Below are 16,638 nucleotides of genomic sequence, written 5' to 3'. Positions count from 1 at the left end.
CGGTGAGTTCTCAGTCTTCCCCCCTCGACGTTGCCCTGATTGGCGGCGGAATCATGAGCGCCACGCTCGGCGCTCTCCTCAAGCAACTCGAACCGGACTGGAGCATCCGCATCTTCGAGTCCCTCAGCGATGTCGCCCTGGAGAGTTCCAACGCGTGGAACAACTCCGGCACCGGGCACTCCGGGCTTCTGGAGCTGAACTACACCGCGGATGCCGAAGACGGCACGATGGACATCTCCAAGGCCGTGAAGGTGAACGAGCAGTTCCAGGTGTCGCGCCAGTTCTGGTCGTACCTGGTCAGCAAGGGAGCCATTCCCGATCCGAAGGCCTTCATCAACCCGGTGCCGCACATGAGCTTTGTGTGGGGCGAAGACAACGTGAACTTCCTTCGGCGGCGCTACGAAGCGCTAAAAGACCACCCGCTGTTCCGCGGCATGGAGTTCAGCGACGACCCCGAGGTCATCCGTTCCTGGGCACCGCTGCTGCTGCCCGGACGCAAGAAAGGCCAGGTCTTCGCTGCGACCCGCATCACCGTGGGCACCGACGTGGACTTCGGTTCGCTCACGCATTGCCTGGTCGACTACCTCACCGCCAACGGCGTGAAGCTCGGCCTAGAACAGCGCGTCACCGGGCTGAAGCAGCAGAAGGATGGCCTTTGGCGGATCCGGGTGCGGCACAGCGTCGGCGCGACGCCGTTCACCGCCTACGCGAAATACGTCTTCGTCGGTGCCGGGGGTGGGGCGCTCAAACTTCTGCAGAAGTCGGGGATCGACGAAGCGAAGGGCTACGGTGGATTCCCGATCAGTGGCCGATTCCTTCGCACCGACAAGCCGGAGCTGGTCAGCCGCCACCACGCCAAGGTGTACGGCAAGGCCGCGGTCGGCTCACCGCCCATGTCGGTGCCGCACCTGGATGCGCGAGTCGTCGACGGCAAGACCAGCCTCATGTTCGGCCCGTATGCCGGCCTCAACTTCAAGTTCCTGAAGACCGGCTCCTGGTTCGACCTCCCCGGCTCGGTCACCGGGCGCAATCTGGTGCCGATGCTTGCGGTGGCCAAAGACAACCTCGACCTGGTGTGGTATCTGATCACTCAGGTGCTGTCCACTCGGGCCGGCCGCTTCGCCGCTCTGAAGGACTTCGTGCCGGATGCCGACCCTCGGGATTGGTACCAGATCACCGCAGGGCAGCGCGTGCAGGTGATCAAGCCGGACGCCAAGCGCGGCGGCGTGCTGCAGTTCGGCACCGAGGTGGTGGCGTCGGCGGACGGCAGCATCGCGGGGCTGCTGGGTGCTTCGCCCGGTGCGTCAACGGCGGTGCCGATCATGCTCGGCGTCATCGAGCGGTGTTTCCCCGACCGCCTCGACGCGTGGGCACCCGTAATCAAAAAGATGGTGCCCAGCTACGGGACCAAGCTCGCCGCCAAGCCGCAATTGGCGGCGAAAACGATCAAGGCTATCGAAAAAACTCTTTCGATCGTTTAGCGTTTCGGGGCACAAAGCTCTTTCGGATCCCTTCTCACCGTGCCCCGGTCCCACGAAAGCGGGGTACAACGTCGCCGTATATGCGTGAGATACTCGGATTTGCCCTCCACAGGCACTGGCGGGAAGGAATACCGTGTCCATCGGCCTGCCGGCGCACCTTATCGCGTCGACCAGCAGTCGCTCTCTCGCACGCGCCTCGCACGCGATCGCGTTCACCTGTCTTGGCGTCGCGTTCGTCACCGTGGTTGTGTTCCAGGCGGACTACCCGGCACTGATCCTGTGGCCCGCGACGCTGTCCCTGCTGCCGATGGTCGCCATCCTGATCATCAGTGGCCGCACGAACAGTGCGTTCTTTTCGCTGAGCTACCTGGTGGTCGGCGCAGCGAGCACTTATTGGTACACCAGCACCTTCTTCTCTCAAGTCGACGCGATCTCCCACGGTGACGTCTTGTCGATGGCCCTGCTGCAAATCGCCATGGTCATGGTGGGTGGTCCGGGGGTCGGGCTGGTCTCCGGTCTCGCCTGGGCTCTGGCCGGGCTGCTTCTGGGAGAGTTGGCGACGGGCATCGCCGGCGTGCAAACCGGGTACGGATTCTGGCTGGAGCCCACGACGGTGGTCGTGTTCGGGATCACGGCGGCGGTTCTCGTCTTCAACACACTGGGCCGCCGCGGGATGCAGCTCGCCCCACCGCGGCTACACCGTGCCGCGCGGGATGAACAACTCGCCGCGCTGCGCTACCGGGTCGAACTGAAGGCTGCGACGCTGATTCACGACACGATTCTCAGCCACCTGGCATCCATCGCCGATTCGACGACGGCCCTTCCGGCTGGACTCAGGGTGCAGATCGAGCGCGACTTGGAAATCTTGGTTGGCGAGGAATGGCTGAGTGAGCAGTCGACGGATGCCGGAACCAATCGCGAGGACTGGCGGCGCAGCGATGTGTTCGATGCGGTTCAAGAAAGCCGTCTGCTCGGCCTCGAGGTGGACGTGACGGGAGACCCTTCGTGTCTGGGTCGCCTCAGTCGCGACAACGGGCGGGCGTTGGGTCTGGCGGTCAAACAGTGCCTGGTCAACGTGCTCAAGCACTCGGGGACCACTCACGCCGAAGTGGCGGTGTTCGCCTCGAGTGCCGACCTGTCGGTGATGGTCGTGGATACCGGTCGGGGGTTCGATCCCGACGCGGTGTCCCCAGATCGGTTCGGCCTGCGTGGATCAGTCGAACACCGCATCACGGAGGCTGGTGGCTCGGTCAAGATCTTTTCCACCCTGGGACGCGGCACGTCGATTGTGATCCGCGTACCCGCCGCGCGGCTGCAGGACGCGTCGCCGGCTCGCGGAACGGGGCAGGCGTCGTGATCCGACACGAGCGCACCCGGCAACAGCTAGACCCGTCGGCGTCTCTCGGCGCGTGGCCGCTGACAATATTGCTGGCGATTGGGGCGTTCGGATACGCGCTCAGCGCGACCGTGCTCACGGCGGAGGAGATCACGTGGCCCGCGCTGTCCGTGCTGTCTCTTCTTGTGCTCGGCGTCGCGTGTGCACTGGTTATCGTGGCCACGAGCGCCCGCCGTGCTCCATTTCGTAGGCGCAGCCACGTGCTGGTGCACTGCGTGGTCTGGGTGGCCGTCATTGCGTCCGCCGCAGCCGGGTGGGGTACGAATCGATTCGTTCGGGATGACTGGTGGCCGGTGTCGTTCGGGCTGCTGGTGCTCGCACTCAGCCCCTACCGGCCGGCGAAAGAGCTTGCCGCGTGGGGGAGCATTTCGGCGCTGTTCCTCGGATTCCTCACGCTGCTCCAATCCGAAGGTCTTGCTACGGCCGCGCCGCCGGCCGCGTATGTGCTGACGGCCATGACTCCGATGCTGGCGCTGTGCTTCGCCTCGGTGGCCTACGCGGACACCAGTGTGGACTCGCTCGAGCAGTGGCGCCGCCAGACGAAACAGGCTGGAGCGGCCATGGTGAATCGATTCCGGGAAGGGATCACCCGTTCGGTGCAGCAGGACAGGGTCACCATCCTCGGCAGGGACGTCTTACCCTATTTCAGCGACATCCTGGCCCGAGACAGGATCACCGACGATGATCGTGACCGCGCGCGGGACATCGCCGCCGCTATCCGCCGGGTCATGGTGACGGAAGCGGATCGCAGCTGGCTGGAGGCGTTGGTGGACAGCGTGGCCGGACCCGGAGCGGAGGGCGGCCGGGTGTGGGATGAGGCACGACTGGCCTCGGACATGAGGCGAGAACAGCGCACGGTTCTTCGGGCCTTGCTCACCGCACTGTGCGAAGATCCCGGTTTCGACCGGGACAGTATCCGGTTCCGCCTCGAAGCCGACGGAGCGTTGGCCCGGGTGACGTTCACCGCCGATTTTGCCCAGAGCGAGCGCATCGCACGGTCCCTCATGGCCCCCTATTTGGCGATCATGCGCGTGTCGTTCGCGCAGGTCAGGATCGCCAGTCTGCAACCCTCGGTGGAGATAGGGTTCTCGTATGAGCTTCACTGACCCGACCGGCGAACAGCGGCCGCGCCGTGTCAGACTAGCCCTGCTCGACGATCATGAAGTCCTGCTCGACACCCTCAGCAGCTGGATTTTCGCGAACGCGCCGGACTTCGACCTCGTTCTCAGCGCCAGCACCTGGTTGGAGCTCGTGCACAGCGACAACTTTCCGACCGACCTCGTGTTCATCGACTTCCAACTGCAGGAGACGATTTCCATCGAAGCCCGGGTGCGCACCTGCCGCGCCGCGGGAGCCAAGGTGATCGTGATCAGCAGCCTGGACACCCGCGAGGCACGGGACCGCGCCTTGGCGGCCGGAGCGGCAGCATTCCTCGTGAAAACCTTGCCGATGCGCGAGGTGATGGAAACCGCCCGTCGCATCATGGGAATCGACCACGGAGAAGAACTGCAGAAAGACTGGCGTCCGTTACCGATCGGCGCCACGAACCAGTCCCGTCCGAAACTGAGCCACGGTGAGATCGATGCGCTGAAGCTGTACGTGACCGGGCTGAGCACCACCGAGGTCGCCGACCGGATGAACGTGCAATATGAGACGGCGAAGACCTACCTGAGACGCGTACGGGAAAAGTACGCAAAAGCCAATCGACCGGCCAGTAAGAAGGCGGACCTCATCCGCCGTGCTGCCGAGGACGGATATCTGCGCTAGTGGCCAAACTCTACTTCCGCTACGGAGCCATGAACAGTGGCAAGAGCACAGCGATGCTGCAGGCGGCGTTCAATTATGAGGAACGCGGTCAGCAGGTGCTGTTGGCGAAACCGCAGGTCGACACGAAGGGTGACGCCATGATCGTGTCGCGCCTCGGGGTCACGCGACGCGCCGACTTCGTGCTGGCGCCGCATGCAGATGCCTACGCCGAGTTCGCCGCCCAGCGCGCGCGGGTGCTGCGCGAGACCGGCGTCCCGGTGAGCTGCCTGCTGGTGGATGAGGCGCAATTCCTCAGCGAGTCCCAGGTCGACGACCTGCTGCGCATCGCGATCCAAGAGAACGTCCCGGTGCTTGCGTACGGCATCCGCACCGACTTTCAGACGGTCGCCTTCCCCGGCAGTCGGCGGCTGCTGGAGATCGCGCACTCGCTCGAGGAGCTGAAGACGATCTGCCGCTGTGGCCGCAAAGCGGTGTTCAACGCCCGGAAGATCGATGGCCAGTTCGTGTTCTCCGGCGATCAGGTCGCCATCGACACGTCCTCGGGACGACACAGCGCCAGAGACGTCTCGGAGGTGTCCTACGAATCGCTCTGCGGTGCGTGCTACCTCGACGAGAGCGACGGCGTGCTCAACAACGGCAGGAAACCCCGGATCGACTTCAGCTACGACTCCGCCCCGGACCCGGACTTCACCTGACCCGCTGATCGCCTCGGGCGATACCTTTCCGGACCACACCGCCCGCCGCGGCGGCATCACTCGTCCGAAATGGCATCGCTCGCGCGCGAAACGCGGTCCCGCTAGTACTTGTGTGTGTCGGGGTAACAGGATTTGAACCTGCGACCTCTTCGTCCCGAACGAAGCGCGCTACCAAACTGCGCCACACCCCGATTGTTTCCGGCCTCACCCTGCGGTTCGTCCGGAGCCTTATCAAGAATAGCCGAATTCGTTGGCCGTGAATGTCATCAGTACCGCTTCGGGTGGGCAGGCGAAGCGGACCGGGGCGTAAATCGAGGTCCCGAGCCCCGCCGAGACGTTGAGATACGCCGTATTGCGGGCGTGGTGCCACAGTGAGAGTCCGCTGGCCTGGTCACGGGGAAGGTCGCAGTTGGTGACCAACGCGCCGACCCCCGGGATCCGCACCTGGCCGCCGTGGGTGTGTCCGGCGAAGATCACGTCTGCGCCGTAGTTGACAAACGAGTTCAGTACCCGTCGGTATGGCGCATGGGTCAGCCCGATGGTGACCGGCTCGGGGCCCTCCTCCCCGCGCCAGCCGACGTTCTCACGCATGTCGTCCATGGCTCCCGGGATGCTGCTGAGCCGGTCCCAGCCGACGTGGGCGTCGTTCACGCCGACGAATTCGAGTCGGGACCCCTTGATCGACATCGCGCGGGCCGTGTTGTTCAGGTTCAGCCAGCCGAGGGAGTCGAAGAAGCCTTCCAGCAGTTCGGTGTCAAGGTTCACCGGGTTGGGTTTCGTCGTGGTGGGGCCGGAGAAATACGCCAGGGGGCTCTTGGCGGCGGGCGCGTAATAGTCGTTGGATCCGTTCACATAAACGCCGGGGACGCCGCGGAACGGCTCGAGTGCCTTCGTCACGCCGTCGATACCGTCCACGTGGCCCAGGTTGTCCCCGGTGTTCACGATGAGGTCCGGTTCGAAGTCGACCAATGTGCGGATCCACTCTTGCTTGTCGCGCTGCCACGGTGCCATGTGCAGGTCGGCGATGTGCAGAATTGTCAGCGGACGCGCCCCGGGCTCAAGCACCGGAAGTGTTTCATGCCGCAGCGTGAATCGGTTGCGTTCCACGAGGGCACCCCACGCCACGGCCCCGAGCGCCAGCGCGCCCACCGCGGCGAGCGAGCTTCCGAGCACCGAACCGCCGCGCATTGAGTTCCCCGTGATCTGCTCGCTCATCGATGGTGACCCCTTCATGGAACGCAGCCGGGCGGCGGTGTTCCGTCCTCGATGCTGCTCACCGTCAGCGTAACCGCCACATCCTTGGTGGTGGCGGCCTGTGGCTGCGGGTCGCTCTTCAGCACCCGGCAGATCGAGCCTGGCGTCGGCGTGTCGATCTTCGTCCAGATCACCGACGGTGTGCTGGTGAACCCGGTCGCTTGCAGGATGGCCGTCGCCTCTGACGGTGACTTTTTGATCACGTCCGGCATGGTCGCGGCCAACGTGCCGTCGCTCGGGTGCAGCGTCACGCTGTAGCCCTTGGAGACCCGCGCTCCGGCGCCGGGGTCGGTGTGGGCGATCTTGCCGGCCTCGATTGCGGATGGCTGTGGGTCGCCGACGTTCGCGCGCAGTCCCAGGCTCTCCAGCAGCGATGTGGCCTGCTCGACGGTCTGCCCGGTCACGTCGGGGACCGGTTGGGTGACGCCGTTGATGAGCACATCCGGAGCATCCGGGAACTTCGCGTCGCCACCATAGACGGTGTTGATGGAGGCCATGGTGTTCTTGAAGATGCGGAACTTCACGCTGTTGGCGTTGCCGCCGGCGACGTTGACCCGGCCAAGGTCCTGGTGGCCTTTGATGTTGCCGACCCACACCACCATGCTGACCTTGCTGGTGGAGGCCAACATCCAGGAATTCTCGCGGTTGTCGGTCGTTCCGGTCTTGCCGATGAGGGCGTGGCCGTCGCGGGGGTTGGCCGCGGAGCCCGTCGTCCAGCCGGGGTAACCACCGGTCGGGCCGCCGAGCGCGTAGGCGGCGGCGGCGGCGACATCGGCCGAGAGCGCCGCACGGCAGTTGGCGTTCTGCCCAGGCAGTTCCTTGCCGTCCGGTTCGATGACCTTGTCGAGCACGATCGGTTCGCAGTAGGTGCCGCCGCTGGCGATGGTCGCGATCGCTGCCGACATGGTCAGGGGTGCCAGTTCGTTGGTGCCCAAAACGGACGACAGCGTGGTGTTGAGTTCCTCACCCTTGGCGGTGTGCACACCCATCGATTCCGCGACATCACGGATCTCGCACAGGTCCATCTTCATTGCCATGTCGAAGAATGCGTTGTTGATGGACTGGGCCGTGGCGCGGCGCACGCTCACCGGTCCCGGGTTGCTTCCGCCATCGTTTCTCAGAATGACCGGAGGGGCTGTTTTCCACTCACCCCCCGGGCGACAGCTCGCCGGCGCGCTGGAGCGGCGGACGGCGTTGCCGTTGACGACCTCATTCACCCCATGCCCGTTCTGCAACCAGTCGACGAGGGTGAAGATCTTGTACGTCGATCCGGTCTGGAATCCGCCCGACCCGCCGTACTTGAAGTCGGTGTTGTAGTTCACCGACGTCGTGGTGGCGTCGCCGTCCAGAGTGTTGTTGAACTTCTTGTTCTGCGCCATGGTGAGGATGCGCCCGGTGCCGGCTTCCACGGCGTTCAGCGCCGCCCCGATCTCGTAGCGGGTGTCGGTGCCAGGCACGTTCGCGTCGATCTGAGCCTGAGCGACGTGTTGTTGGTCCAGGTCGATGGTGGTGTACAACTCGTAGCCGCCGCGGTTCCAGTTCGCCCTGCGCTCGCTCGGCGTGGCGCCCAGCTGTGGAAAGTTCTCGACATTCGCGACGACGTAGTCGCAGAAGAACTGCGCCTCGGTTGCGTACAGGCAGCCGTTGCTGGGGTTGGAGAGCTTGGGCTCCACCGGGGTGTTCACCGCGTCGTCGTGCTGCTGCTGGTTGATGCTGCCCAGTTCGAGCATGTTGTTCAGGATGAAATCGCGACGCGACTTGTTGGCCGGGTATTTCTTCGGGTCGTTGAGGTTGCGCACGTTCGGCTGCTGCACGATCGCGATCAGACTCGCCGCCTGCACCAGGGTGAGGTCTTTCGCGCTCACGCTGTAATACTGCTGGGCGGCGGATTCGATGCCGTAGGTGGTTCCGCCGAAACCGGCGATGTTCAGGTAGGCAAGCAGAATCTGGTTCTTCGTGTATCGCTTCTCCAGACCGATTGCCAGCTTCATCTCTTTGAGCTTGCGATCGGGGGAGGTCTCGATCGCGGCCTTGTACGCGGCCGTGCGTTCTTTCTCGGTCGGCAAGTTCAGCGCCTGAACGACGCGGATGTTCTTCACCAACTGCATGGCCAGCGTCGACCCGCCGCCGGATCTGGCCTCGCCGCCGCTGCTCACGAAGCCTTGGGTCGCGCGGGCCAGGGAGGCGAGGTCCACGCCGCCGTGCTCGTAGAACCGGCGGTCCTCCGCAGCCACCACCGCGTCCTTGACGAACGGTGACACGTTGGACCAGGACACTTCTTCGCGGTTTTGATTGAACACCTGAGCGAACGGTGTTGGCACTCCACCCTTCATCCCGTACAGCGTGTTGCGCTGCGGCAGCGTGGTCAATTCGATGTAGTCCGGGATGCTGTCGAAGACGCCGATGGAAGTATTGACGGTCATGCTCGTCACCGCCAGCGCCGGAGCGACCATCGCGGTGACCAGGATGCCGGCTACCGCGCTGACCCCCACCAGTCCGGCAAACGCTCCGAGCAGGCCGGAAGGCTTCGATTTTTGGGCAGACATAAGATACAGGGTACGGGATGGAATCCTGAGCGAAGCTGAACGGGGCCCGAAGCATCCGTGCGACTGCTGCCGGAAAGAGAGAAGAAGACGTCGATGTCGAAACTAGATGACCGCCTTGCCGAATTAGGCCTTACCATCCCGGAGGTGGCCAAACCGGTGGCGGCGTACGTGCCCGCGGTGGTGACCGGCAACCTCGTGTACACCTCTGGTCAATTGCCCTTCATCAACGGCGCACTGCCGGCGACCGGCAAGGTCGGCGGAGCCGTGTCGGCCGAGGCGGCCAAAGAGATGGCACGCACCTGCGTGCTCAACGGGCTCGCCGCGGTGAAGTCGGCCATCGGCTCCCTGGATCGGGTGACCCGCATTGTCAAGGTCGTCGGTTTCGTCGCTTCCGAACCGTCGTTCGACGGGCAATCAGGGGTGGTCAACGGAGCATCGGAACTGCTCGGTGAGATCTTCGGCGAGGCCGGATTCCACGCCCGCAGCGCGGTGGGCATGGCGGCATTGCCGTTGAATTCGCCCATCGAAGTGGAGTTCATCGTCGAGTTCGCCTGAGCGCGCAACGCGCCGCTCGGTGGACCGTTCGGGTGTGCTGAAGGCCGGGAAAATTCCCATTGATATCTGGGGTCCCTGCGATAGACTTGGGGCCGTCGAGCGCAAGTTCGGCGAGCAACGCGCCAGTGATTCCCCCCAATCCAGCGTTGCTGTGGCGGCACCAGTTCCCCCCAACCGGTGCCGCCCCTCTCGTTAAGACGCGACTCGTTACACGCGACCTGCCTGGCCTTCGTCGCGCCTCCTTCGTCGCGCCTGCTCCGTCGCGTCTCCTCCACCGTGCCGACGCCGGCGCATCTTCCCCCACCGCGGGTCCTGCGGCATCCGCCTCCGTGCCGGCGGTCTAGCGTCGGCGAATGGCCGAACTCGTAGATCCGCAAGCCGTCTGGATCGGTGCCCCGCGGTTCGTCGCCCGACGACCGCAGGCGCATCCGGGCGATCCCGCCGCCGAGACTCGCGTCGAGAGGCGGGTGGGCACCTTGTCGTCCGGTCGCGTCGTCGACTTCGCCGAATTCGCACCGCTCGCACCCCTCGTGGCCGACCCGGCGGTCACCGACGTGTTTGTCAACGGTCCGCAGCAACTGTGGGTGGATCGAGGCAGCGGCCTTGAGCAGCTTGCTCCGCTCGCGCTCGACGAGACGCAACTGCGTGACCTCGCGGTTCGGCTGATCGCCGCCGGTGGCCGACACATCGACGAGGCTTCGCCGTGCGTGGATGTTCGACTGCGTGACGGCATCCGAGTGCATGCGGTGCTGCCGCCGATCTCGACCGGCGGCACCCTTCTGTCGATCAGGCTGCCCGCCGTGGTACGTCCCAGTGTCCGTGACCTCGACGCGGCCGGCTTCTTCCGCGACGTGCCGCTGGCTTTGGTTGCTCAAGCGGTGCGGGAGCGGTGCAACCTTCTGATCACCGGGGCCAGCGGCAGTGGCAAGACGACGCTGCTGGCGGCCCTGTTGGCGACGGCCGCACCGACCGACCGCATCGTGGCCATCGAGGACGTCGCGGAGTTGCGTGTCGACCATCCGCATTTCGTCTCGCTCGAAGCCCGACAGGCGAATCTCGAGGGCGCGGGCGCTGTCGGGGCGCAACGCCTGGTTCGCGAAGCCCTGCGGATGCGTCCGGACCGTCTCGTGGTCGGAGAGTGCCGGGGAGCAGAGGTGCGCGAACTGTTGTCCGCCTTGAACACCGGACACGACGGTGGCGGCGGCACGATGCACGCCAACACCCTTGGTGACGTTCCGGCTCGGATCGAGGCGCTCGGCGCACTGGGGGGACTCAGCCCTGACGCGATCGCCCGTCAGGCGGTGAGTGCCATCGGAATCGTGTTGCACCTGGAGCGCCGCCTGGATGTACGACGGCTGGTGAAGGCGGGGCGTCTGGAGCTTGACCGGCGGGACCGGTTGAAAATCGAGCCGCTCGATCCCCGGCTACCAGTGTCGGCTGCCCCGCCGATGACGGAGAGCCGGCCGTGACGGCGCGCCGCGGTCGGGCGGAGCTGGAACCGGTCGCCGCAGTCGTCCAACGATTGGCCGTGCTGCTCGCCGCAGGAGTCGCTCCGGTCTCCGCCTGGCACTATCTGGCCGAAGCAGGCGGCCCGCAATCACACCGATTGCACAACATCGTTCGCGCCCTCGGCGCCGGGGCCACTGTCGCCGAGGCAATCCTCGCCACCGTACGCCCACAGAACGTGCCACGGCGGCGCGCCGGCGGATCGCCGGGCCGCCATTTCGACCAGCCGGATGCCGCCGCCTGGCGCGGACTGGCGGCCGCCTGGTTCGTGGCCACCGCCGCCGGTGCGCCGCTGGCGTCGTCGCTGCGGGATTTCGCGGAGGGCCTGCGCGACCTGGCGCAGACCGAACGGGACCTCTCGACCGCACTGGCGGGACCCGCCGCCACCGCGAAGCTCGTGATGATCCTGCCCGCGGTGGGCATTCTGTTCGGACTGGTCCTCGGCTTCAATGCCGTGGAGTCCTTGTTCACCTCCGTCCCCGGACTCATTTGTCTCAGCACCGGCACGGTGCTGCTGATCGCCGCACGCGCCTGGAACCGCAGGCTCCTGGCCCGAGCCCGACCGCGTCTTCTCACGCCCGGCCTGGCCATGGATCTCATGGCGATCGCGGTGTCGGGTGGAGCATCCTTAGCGCGTGCGAAGGAGGTGGTGAGGCAGGCGCACCAGCGCTGCGGCATCGAGACGGACGGCGTCGCCTCCATCACCGAGGTGTTGGAGTTGTCCAGGCGGGCCGGTGTTCCGGCCGCGGCGCTGCTGCACAGTGAGGCCGACGAGGCACGGCGCCAGGCCCGCAGCAGCGGAGAAGCGAAGGCGGCCACACTCGCGGTGACGCTGATGCTGCCGCTCGGGCTCTGTGTGCTGCCCGCGTTCATGCTGCTCAGCGTCGCGCCGCTACTCATCGCGATCCTCTCGTCCACAGAGGCGGCGCTCTAATGGCTCACCCCCGATGACCGGCGTCGACCGGAAGTCCGCACCCTGGCAGGGCGACACTGGGCGTTACCGTTTTCGACGCCGACGAAGGGAAGAGCAATGATGAGGCAATGGTCAGCAGTCAGGGACTGGATGTCCAGGATCCGGGCACGGGCGGCGCTGGATGACGGCGCGGCGACGGCGGAATACGCCATCGCCACACTGGCTGCGGTGGGTTTCGCTGGCGTACTCGTGGTGATTCTGCGCAGCGATGCGGTCCGGGGAATGCTGATGGATCTGATCCACCGTGCTCTCACGTTCGCCGGCTAGCTCGGGCAGCGACGCCGGTACGGTCACCGCGGAATTCGCCGCGGTGGTCCCGGCCATCATCCTCATTCTGGTGGTGTGCCTCGGATTCGTGCAGCTGGCCGGCCGGCGACTGGTTCTGCAGGACGCGGCGTCGGATACGGCGCGCATCCTAGCCCGCGGAGAGCCGTCAGCCGCAGATCAGCGCGCCCGGCAGCTCGTGCCCGGTGTTGCTGTTGACCGGCAGACCAGAGACGGCATGGTCTGCGCCCGACTCAGTGCCCCCGCCGCGGTGGCCGGAGGGCTGCTGGGCACGGTGACACTCACCGCCTCCGGTTGTGCCTTGGCTGCCGGGCCGTGAGGGGCGAGCGCGGGTCCGGGTCCGTTCTGGGCGTCGCGATCATCGCCGCCGTAGTCGTGGTCAGCCTTGCCGCCATTCCTCTTTATGGTGTGCTGCTCGCAAAGCGGCAAGCGGCAGGCGCCGCTGACCTCGCCGCGCTCGCCGCCGCCGACGTTGCGGTGGGCGCCGCACCGGGGTTTCCCTGCCGCTCCGCGTCGTCGGTCGCGCGGGCGAACGATGCCTCACTGCGCGAGTGCAGGCTGGAAGGCGTTATTGTGACAGTGCGGGTGAGTGCCAGCGTGCTGGGCTTCACGGTTCCGGGCATCGCAACTGCCGGTCCGCCCGGCGCGCTCCCAAAGTAGTGGTGCGGCCGGTTTTCGTGTGTATGGTGTCCGTGTCCATACCAAGCTGAAGGAGTCGCGTGCCTGGCACGAAAAGACTGGTGATTGTCGAGTCGCCGGCCAAGGCAAAGACAATCGCCCAGTACCTGGGCGATGGCTACGAGGTGCAAGCCTCGGTCGGCCATATTCGCGACCTGGTTGAGCCCAAAAACCTGCCGCCGGAGCTCAAGAAGGGCTCACTGGGCAAGTTCTCCGTCGATGTTGAGAACGGGTTCGAGCCCTACTACGTTGTGTCCGATGCGAAGAAGAAGACGGTCGCGGACCTCAAGCGTGCGCTGAAGGACGCCGACGAACTCTATCTCGCCACTGATGAGGACCGCGAGGGCGAAGCCATCGCGTGGCATCTCCTCGAGGTTCTGAAACCCAAAGTGCCGGTCAAGCGCATGGTGTTCCACGAGATCACTCGAGAGGCGATCCAGTTCGCCAAGGACAACACGCGCGACATCGACAGCGCCTTGGTCGATGCGCAGGAGACCCGCCGCATCCTGGACCGTCTGTACGGCTACGAGGTGTCCCCGGTGCTGTGGCGCAAGGTCGGACCCGGCCTGTCCGCCGGCAGAGTGCAGTCTGCGGCCACCCGCCTGGTCGTCGACCGGGAGCGCGAACGGCTCGCGTTCACCGCCGCCGGGTACTGGGACCTCACCGCGAAACTCACACCACAGGGGGACCCGGCGCGTTTCGAAGCCCGCCTAGCCCGGCTGAACGGCAGCAGGGTCGCCACCGGTAGGGACTTCGATGACACCGGCACGCTCACCTCCGATGCCGTCGCCCTCGACCGCGTCTCCGCGGAATCCCTCGCCGCGGCCCTGCGGAACCCGGACGTCGCCCTCATCGTCAGCGCCGTCGACTCCAAGCCGTACACCCGCAAACCCGCCGCCCCGTTCACCACCTCCACCCTGCAGCAAGAAGCGGCACGCAAACTACATTTCTCCGCGCGTCAGACCATGAGCTTGGCCCAGGGCCTGTACGAAAACGGCTACATCACTTATATGCGCACCGACTCCGCGGCGCTCTCCCAGCAGGCGATCAGTGCCGCGCGCACGCAGGCAAAGAAACTCTACGGAGCGGACTCCGTCACCGAGAAACCGCGCGTCTACGCCAGCAAGAGCAAGAACGCCCAAGAGGCGCACGAGGCCATCCGTCCCTCCGGCGACTCCTTCCGCGTGCCGTCCGACCTCAAGGGCTCGCTGCGGGGCAACGAGTGGAAACTGTACGACTTGATTTGGAAGCGCACGGTAGCGTCCCAAATGGCCGACGCCAAGGGCTCTACGGCATCCGTCACCATCAAGGCGCTCATCCACGACCGGGTCGAAGGACTGACCCTTCCCGGCGCTGCGGGCGGCGTCACCATCGCCGAACTCGTCGCGACCGGCACGGTGATCACGTTCCGCGGCTTTATGGCGGCGTACGAAGAGGGTCATGACGAGGAGCGCGAGCAGGGCGCCGAGCCGAGCGAGTCCAAGTTGCCGTCGCTCACCGAGAGCCAGGCGCTCGCCTTGGTCGGGATCGAGGCCAAGGGACACGAGACCACGCCGCCGCCGCGCTACACCGAGGCCAGCCTGATCAAGAAGCTCGAGGAACTCGGCATCGGGCGACCGTCCACATTCACCTCGATCATTTCCACTATCATCGATCGCGGCTACGTCACGCCGCGCGGGTCCGCTCTGGTGCCCAGCTGGACGGCGTTCTCCGTCGTCAGGCTGCTCGAGGACTACTTCGCGTACCTCGTGCAGTACGACTTCACCGCCGAGATGGAGAACGACCTCGACCGCATCGCCGAAGGACGGCAGGACCGGGTCGGCTGGCTGAAGGGCTTCTACTTCGGTGGCGAGAGGTATCGCGGCCTCCGCAGCGTCATCGACAACCTGGGCGACATCGACGCCCGGGAGATCAACTCGATCTCGCTGACCGAGGACATCACCTTGCGCATCGGCAAGTACGGTCCCTACCTCGAAGTACCGGACGCCACAGGCACACCGGACGCCGCACCGCGCCGGGTGAACATTCCACCCGACCTGGCCCCCGACGAGCTGACCGCCGAGAAGGCACGGGAATTGATCGACGCGCCGGTGGTCGTCGACCGCGTGATCGGCGTGAACCCGGCCAACGGCAAAGAGATCGTCGCCAAAGACGGACGCTTCGGACCGTACGTGACCGAACTGGAGCCTGACACTGGCACAGACGCCGTCGCCGAGACCGTTGACGCATCGACGGGAGAGATCACCGCCGCCAAGCCAAAGAAAAAGCCGGCGAAGAAGAACGCGCCCAAGCCGCGCACCGCGTCGCTGTTCAAGTCCATGGACCTCGCGGAGATTGACCTCGACACGGCCCTGAAGCTGCTCAACCTGCCCAGGATCGTGGGCAAGGACCCCGAGTCGGACAACGACATCACCGCCCAGAACGGACGGTACGGGCCGTACCTGAAGAAGGGAACGGACACCCGATCGCTGGCGAGCGAGGACCTCATCTTCGAGATCGACCTGCCCGGCGCTCTCGAACTGTTCGCCCAGCCCAAGTACGGCGCCCGCCGCGCCTCGAGCGCGCTGAAAGAATTCGAGGCGGACCCGGAAAGCGGCAAGCCGATCAAGGTCAAGGACGGCCGATTCGGCCCGTACGTGACCGACGGTGTGACCAACGCGACCATCCCCCGCGGGGAAACGGTCGAGGAGGTCGACTTCGAGCGCGCCGTTCAGCTGCTCGCAGACAAACGCGCCAAGGGGCCGGCGAAACCGAAAAAGGCACCGGCCAAGCGCAAACCCGCCGCGAAGAAGACCACCGCCAAAAAGACCACCACGAAGAAGGCTCCGGCCAAGAAAGCTCCCGCCAAGAAAGAGACGGCGTGAGCGGTCTGTTTCTCACCTTTGAAGGCGGTGACGGGTCAGGCAAGTCCACCCAGGCGAGCCTGTTGGCCCAGTGGCTCAGTGCCGAAGGACACACGGTGCTGCGCACCCGCGAACCGGGCGGCACCGAGCTCGGAGTTGAACTGCGCAACATCGTGTTGCACCGCCGCGGGGACATCGCGCCGCGCGCCGAGGCGCTCATCTACGCGGCAGACCGGGCACACCACATCGCCACGAAGGTGAAGCCGGCCCTGGAACGCGGCGACATCGTCGTGCAGGATCGTTACTTCGATTCGTCCGTCGCCTACCAGGGCGACGGACGCGAGCTGGAGGCGGAGGAAGTCCGCGGAATATCACTGTGGGCATCCGGCGGCCTGATGCCCGACCTCACCTTCCTGCTCGACCTTGACCAGAGAATCGGCCGAGACCGGGTGCGGCGCTCGAGTACCGGCTACGACAGGCTCGAGGCGGAAAAGGACGACTTCCACGCCCGAGTGCGCGGCGCATACCTCCGCCTCGCCGCGGCGGAACCCCACCGGTTCGTGGTGCTGGATGCGAGCGACTCCCGCGAGTCTCTCGCGGCCGCGGTGCGGGCCAAGGTTCATCCGCTGCTCACGCCGTGATCCAGCCAGAATGCGGGC

General features: G+C 65.7%; 15 protein-coding genes and 1 tRNA gene. 13 read left to right on the top strand and 3 right to left on the bottom strand.

Translation table 11 applies throughout. From position 1 onward, the window contains the following. The first annotated feature begins 2 nt into the window (after positions 1-2). The 5 genes from ABFX56_RS06380 to ABFX56_RS06360 all read left to right on the top strand — a co-directional run bounded on the left by ABFX56_RS06380 (position 3) and on the right by ABFX56_RS06360 (position 5,339). Positions 3-1,481: a malate:quinone oxidoreductase gene (locus ABFX56_RS06380; protein ID WP_346232422.1), complete on the top strand. Its 1,479-nt coding sequence runs from the start codon at positions 3-5 to the stop codon at positions 1,479-1,481. A 133-nt stretch (positions 1,482-1,614) separates the two neighbouring features. Further along, complete coding sequence (locus ABFX56_RS06375) at positions 1,615-2,838, top strand: sensor histidine kinase (RefSeq protein WP_346232421.1); 1,224 nt, start codon at positions 1,615-1,617, stop codon at positions 2,836-2,838. Further along, entirely contained in the window at positions 2,835-3,983 is a 1,149-nt protein-coding gene (locus tag ABFX56_RS06370) for a hypothetical protein (protein ID WP_346232420.1), read from the top strand. The genes ABFX56_RS06375 and ABFX56_RS06370 overlap by 4 nt, the downstream gene beginning before the upstream one ends. Beyond that, complete coding sequence (locus ABFX56_RS06365) at positions 3,970-4,644, top strand: response regulator transcription factor (protein WP_346232419.1); 675 nt, start codon at positions 3,970-3,972, stop codon at positions 4,642-4,644. Before ABFX56_RS06370 ends, ABFX56_RS06365 begins: the two co-directional genes overlap by 14 nt. After that, a complete protein-coding gene (locus tag ABFX56_RS06360) occupies positions 4,644-5,339 on the top strand; it encodes a thymidine kinase (protein WP_346232418.1) in 696 nt (231 codons plus the stop codon). The genes ABFX56_RS06365 and ABFX56_RS06360 overlap by 1 nt, the downstream gene beginning before the upstream one ends. 117 nt (positions 5,340-5,456) lie before the next feature. Here the strand turns inward: ABFX56_RS06360 and ABFX56_RS06355 are convergent. The 3 genes from ABFX56_RS06355 to ABFX56_RS06345 all read right to left on the bottom strand — a co-directional run bounded on the left by ABFX56_RS06355 (position 5,457) and on the right by ABFX56_RS06345 (position 9,139). After that, a tRNA-Pro gene (locus tag ABFX56_RS06355) sits at positions 5,457-5,530 on the bottom strand. 40 nt (positions 5,531-5,570) lie between these two features. Beyond that, positions 5,571-6,554: a metallophosphoesterase gene (locus tag ABFX56_RS06350; protein ID WP_346232417.1), complete on the bottom strand. Its 984-nt coding sequence runs from the start codon at positions 6,552-6,554 to the stop codon at positions 5,571-5,573. Between the two features lie 14 nt (positions 6,555-6,568). Continuing rightward, positions 6,569-9,139, bottom strand: coding sequence for a transglycosylase domain-containing protein (locus ABFX56_RS06345; RefSeq protein WP_346232416.1), 2,571 nt, complete (start codon positions 9,137-9,139; stop codon positions 6,569-6,571). A gap of 93 nt (positions 9,140-9,232) precedes the next feature. Between ABFX56_RS06345 and ABFX56_RS06340 the strand changes: the two genes are divergently transcribed. The 8 genes from ABFX56_RS06340 (at position 9,233) to tmk (ending at position 16,620) form a co-directional block, all read left to right on the top strand. Then, positions 9,233-9,694, top strand: coding sequence for a RidA family protein (locus tag ABFX56_RS06340; RefSeq protein WP_346232415.1), 462 nt, complete (start codon positions 9,233-9,235; stop codon positions 9,692-9,694). Positions 9,695-10,047: 353 nt separating this feature from the next. After that, a complete protein-coding gene (locus ABFX56_RS06335) occupies positions 10,048-11,163 on the top strand; it encodes a TadA family conjugal transfer-associated ATPase (protein WP_346232414.1) in 1,116 nt (371 codons plus the stop codon). Continuing rightward, positions 11,160-12,134, top strand: coding sequence for a type II secretion system F family protein (locus ABFX56_RS06330; protein ID WP_346232413.1), 975 nt, complete (start codon positions 11,160-11,162; stop codon positions 12,132-12,134). Before ABFX56_RS06335 ends, ABFX56_RS06330 begins: the two co-directional genes overlap by 4 nt. A 99-nt stretch (positions 12,135-12,233) precedes the next feature. Next, positions 12,234-12,440 (top strand): DUF4244 domain-containing protein, encoded by a 207-nt coding sequence (locus tag ABFX56_RS06325; protein ID WP_346233161.1) that lies wholly within the window; start codon positions 12,234-12,236, stop codon positions 12,438-12,440. Beyond that, the gene (locus ABFX56_RS06320) at positions 12,418-12,777 is read left to right on the top strand and encodes a TadE family type IV pilus minor pilin (protein ID WP_346232412.1); all 360 of its coding nucleotides are present in this window, start codon (positions 12,418-12,420) and stop codon (positions 12,775-12,777) included. Before ABFX56_RS06325 ends, ABFX56_RS06320 begins: the two co-directional genes overlap by 23 nt. After that, positions 12,774-13,118 carry an Rv3654c family TadE-like protein gene (locus ABFX56_RS06315; RefSeq protein ID WP_346232411.1) on the top strand — a complete coding sequence of 115 codons (345 nt, stop codon included), beginning with the start codon at positions 12,774-12,776 and terminating at the stop codon, positions 13,116-13,118. The genes ABFX56_RS06320 and ABFX56_RS06315 overlap by 4 nt, the downstream gene beginning before the upstream one ends. A gap of 59 nt (positions 13,119-13,177) precedes the next feature. Next, entirely contained in the window at positions 13,178-16,000 is a 2,823-nt protein-coding gene (gene topA / locus ABFX56_RS06310; RefSeq protein WP_346232410.1) for a type I DNA topoisomerase, read from the top strand. Further along, entirely contained in the window at positions 15,997-16,620 is a 624-nt protein-coding gene (gene tmk / locus ABFX56_RS06305) for a dTMP kinase (RefSeq protein WP_346232409.1), read from the top strand. The genes topA and tmk overlap by 4 nt, the downstream gene beginning before the upstream one ends. Positions 16,621-16,638 lie beyond the last annotated feature (18 nt).

The organism is Parafrigoribacterium mesophilum (assembly GCF_039652555.1).
GTDB classification, from domain to species: Bacteria; Actinomycetota; Actinomycetes; order Actinomycetales; family Microbacteriaceae; genus Parafrigoribacterium; species Parafrigoribacterium mesophilum.
This window is presented reverse-complemented; position numbering and strand designations above follow the sequence as displayed.

Excerpts from the sequence above, each read along its gene's own strand:
- ABFX56_RS06350 (WP_346232417.1), bottom strand. The coding sequence starts at position 6,554 with ATGAGCGAGCAGATCACGGGGAACTCAATGCGCGGCGGTTCGGTGCTC.
- ABFX56_RS06335 (WP_346232414.1), top strand. The coding sequence starts at position 10,048 with ATGGCCGAACTCGTAGATCCGCAAGCCGTCTGGATCGGTGCCCCGCGG.
- ABFX56_RS06365 (WP_346232419.1), top strand. The coding sequence starts at position 3,970 with ATGAGCTTCACTGACCCGACCGGCGAACAGCGGCCGCGCCGTGTCAGA.
- ABFX56_RS06325 (WP_346233161.1), top strand. The coding sequence starts at position 12,234 with ATGAGGCAATGGTCAGCAGTCAGGGACTGGATGTCCAGGATCCGGGCA.
- ABFX56_RS06345 (WP_346232416.1), bottom strand. The coding sequence starts at position 9,139 with ATGTCTGCCCAAAAATCGAAGCCTTCCGGCCTGCTCGGAGCGTTTGCC.
- ABFX56_RS06340 (WP_346232415.1), top strand. The coding sequence starts at position 9,233 with ATGTCGAAACTAGATGACCGCCTTGCCGAATTAGGCCTTACCATCCCG.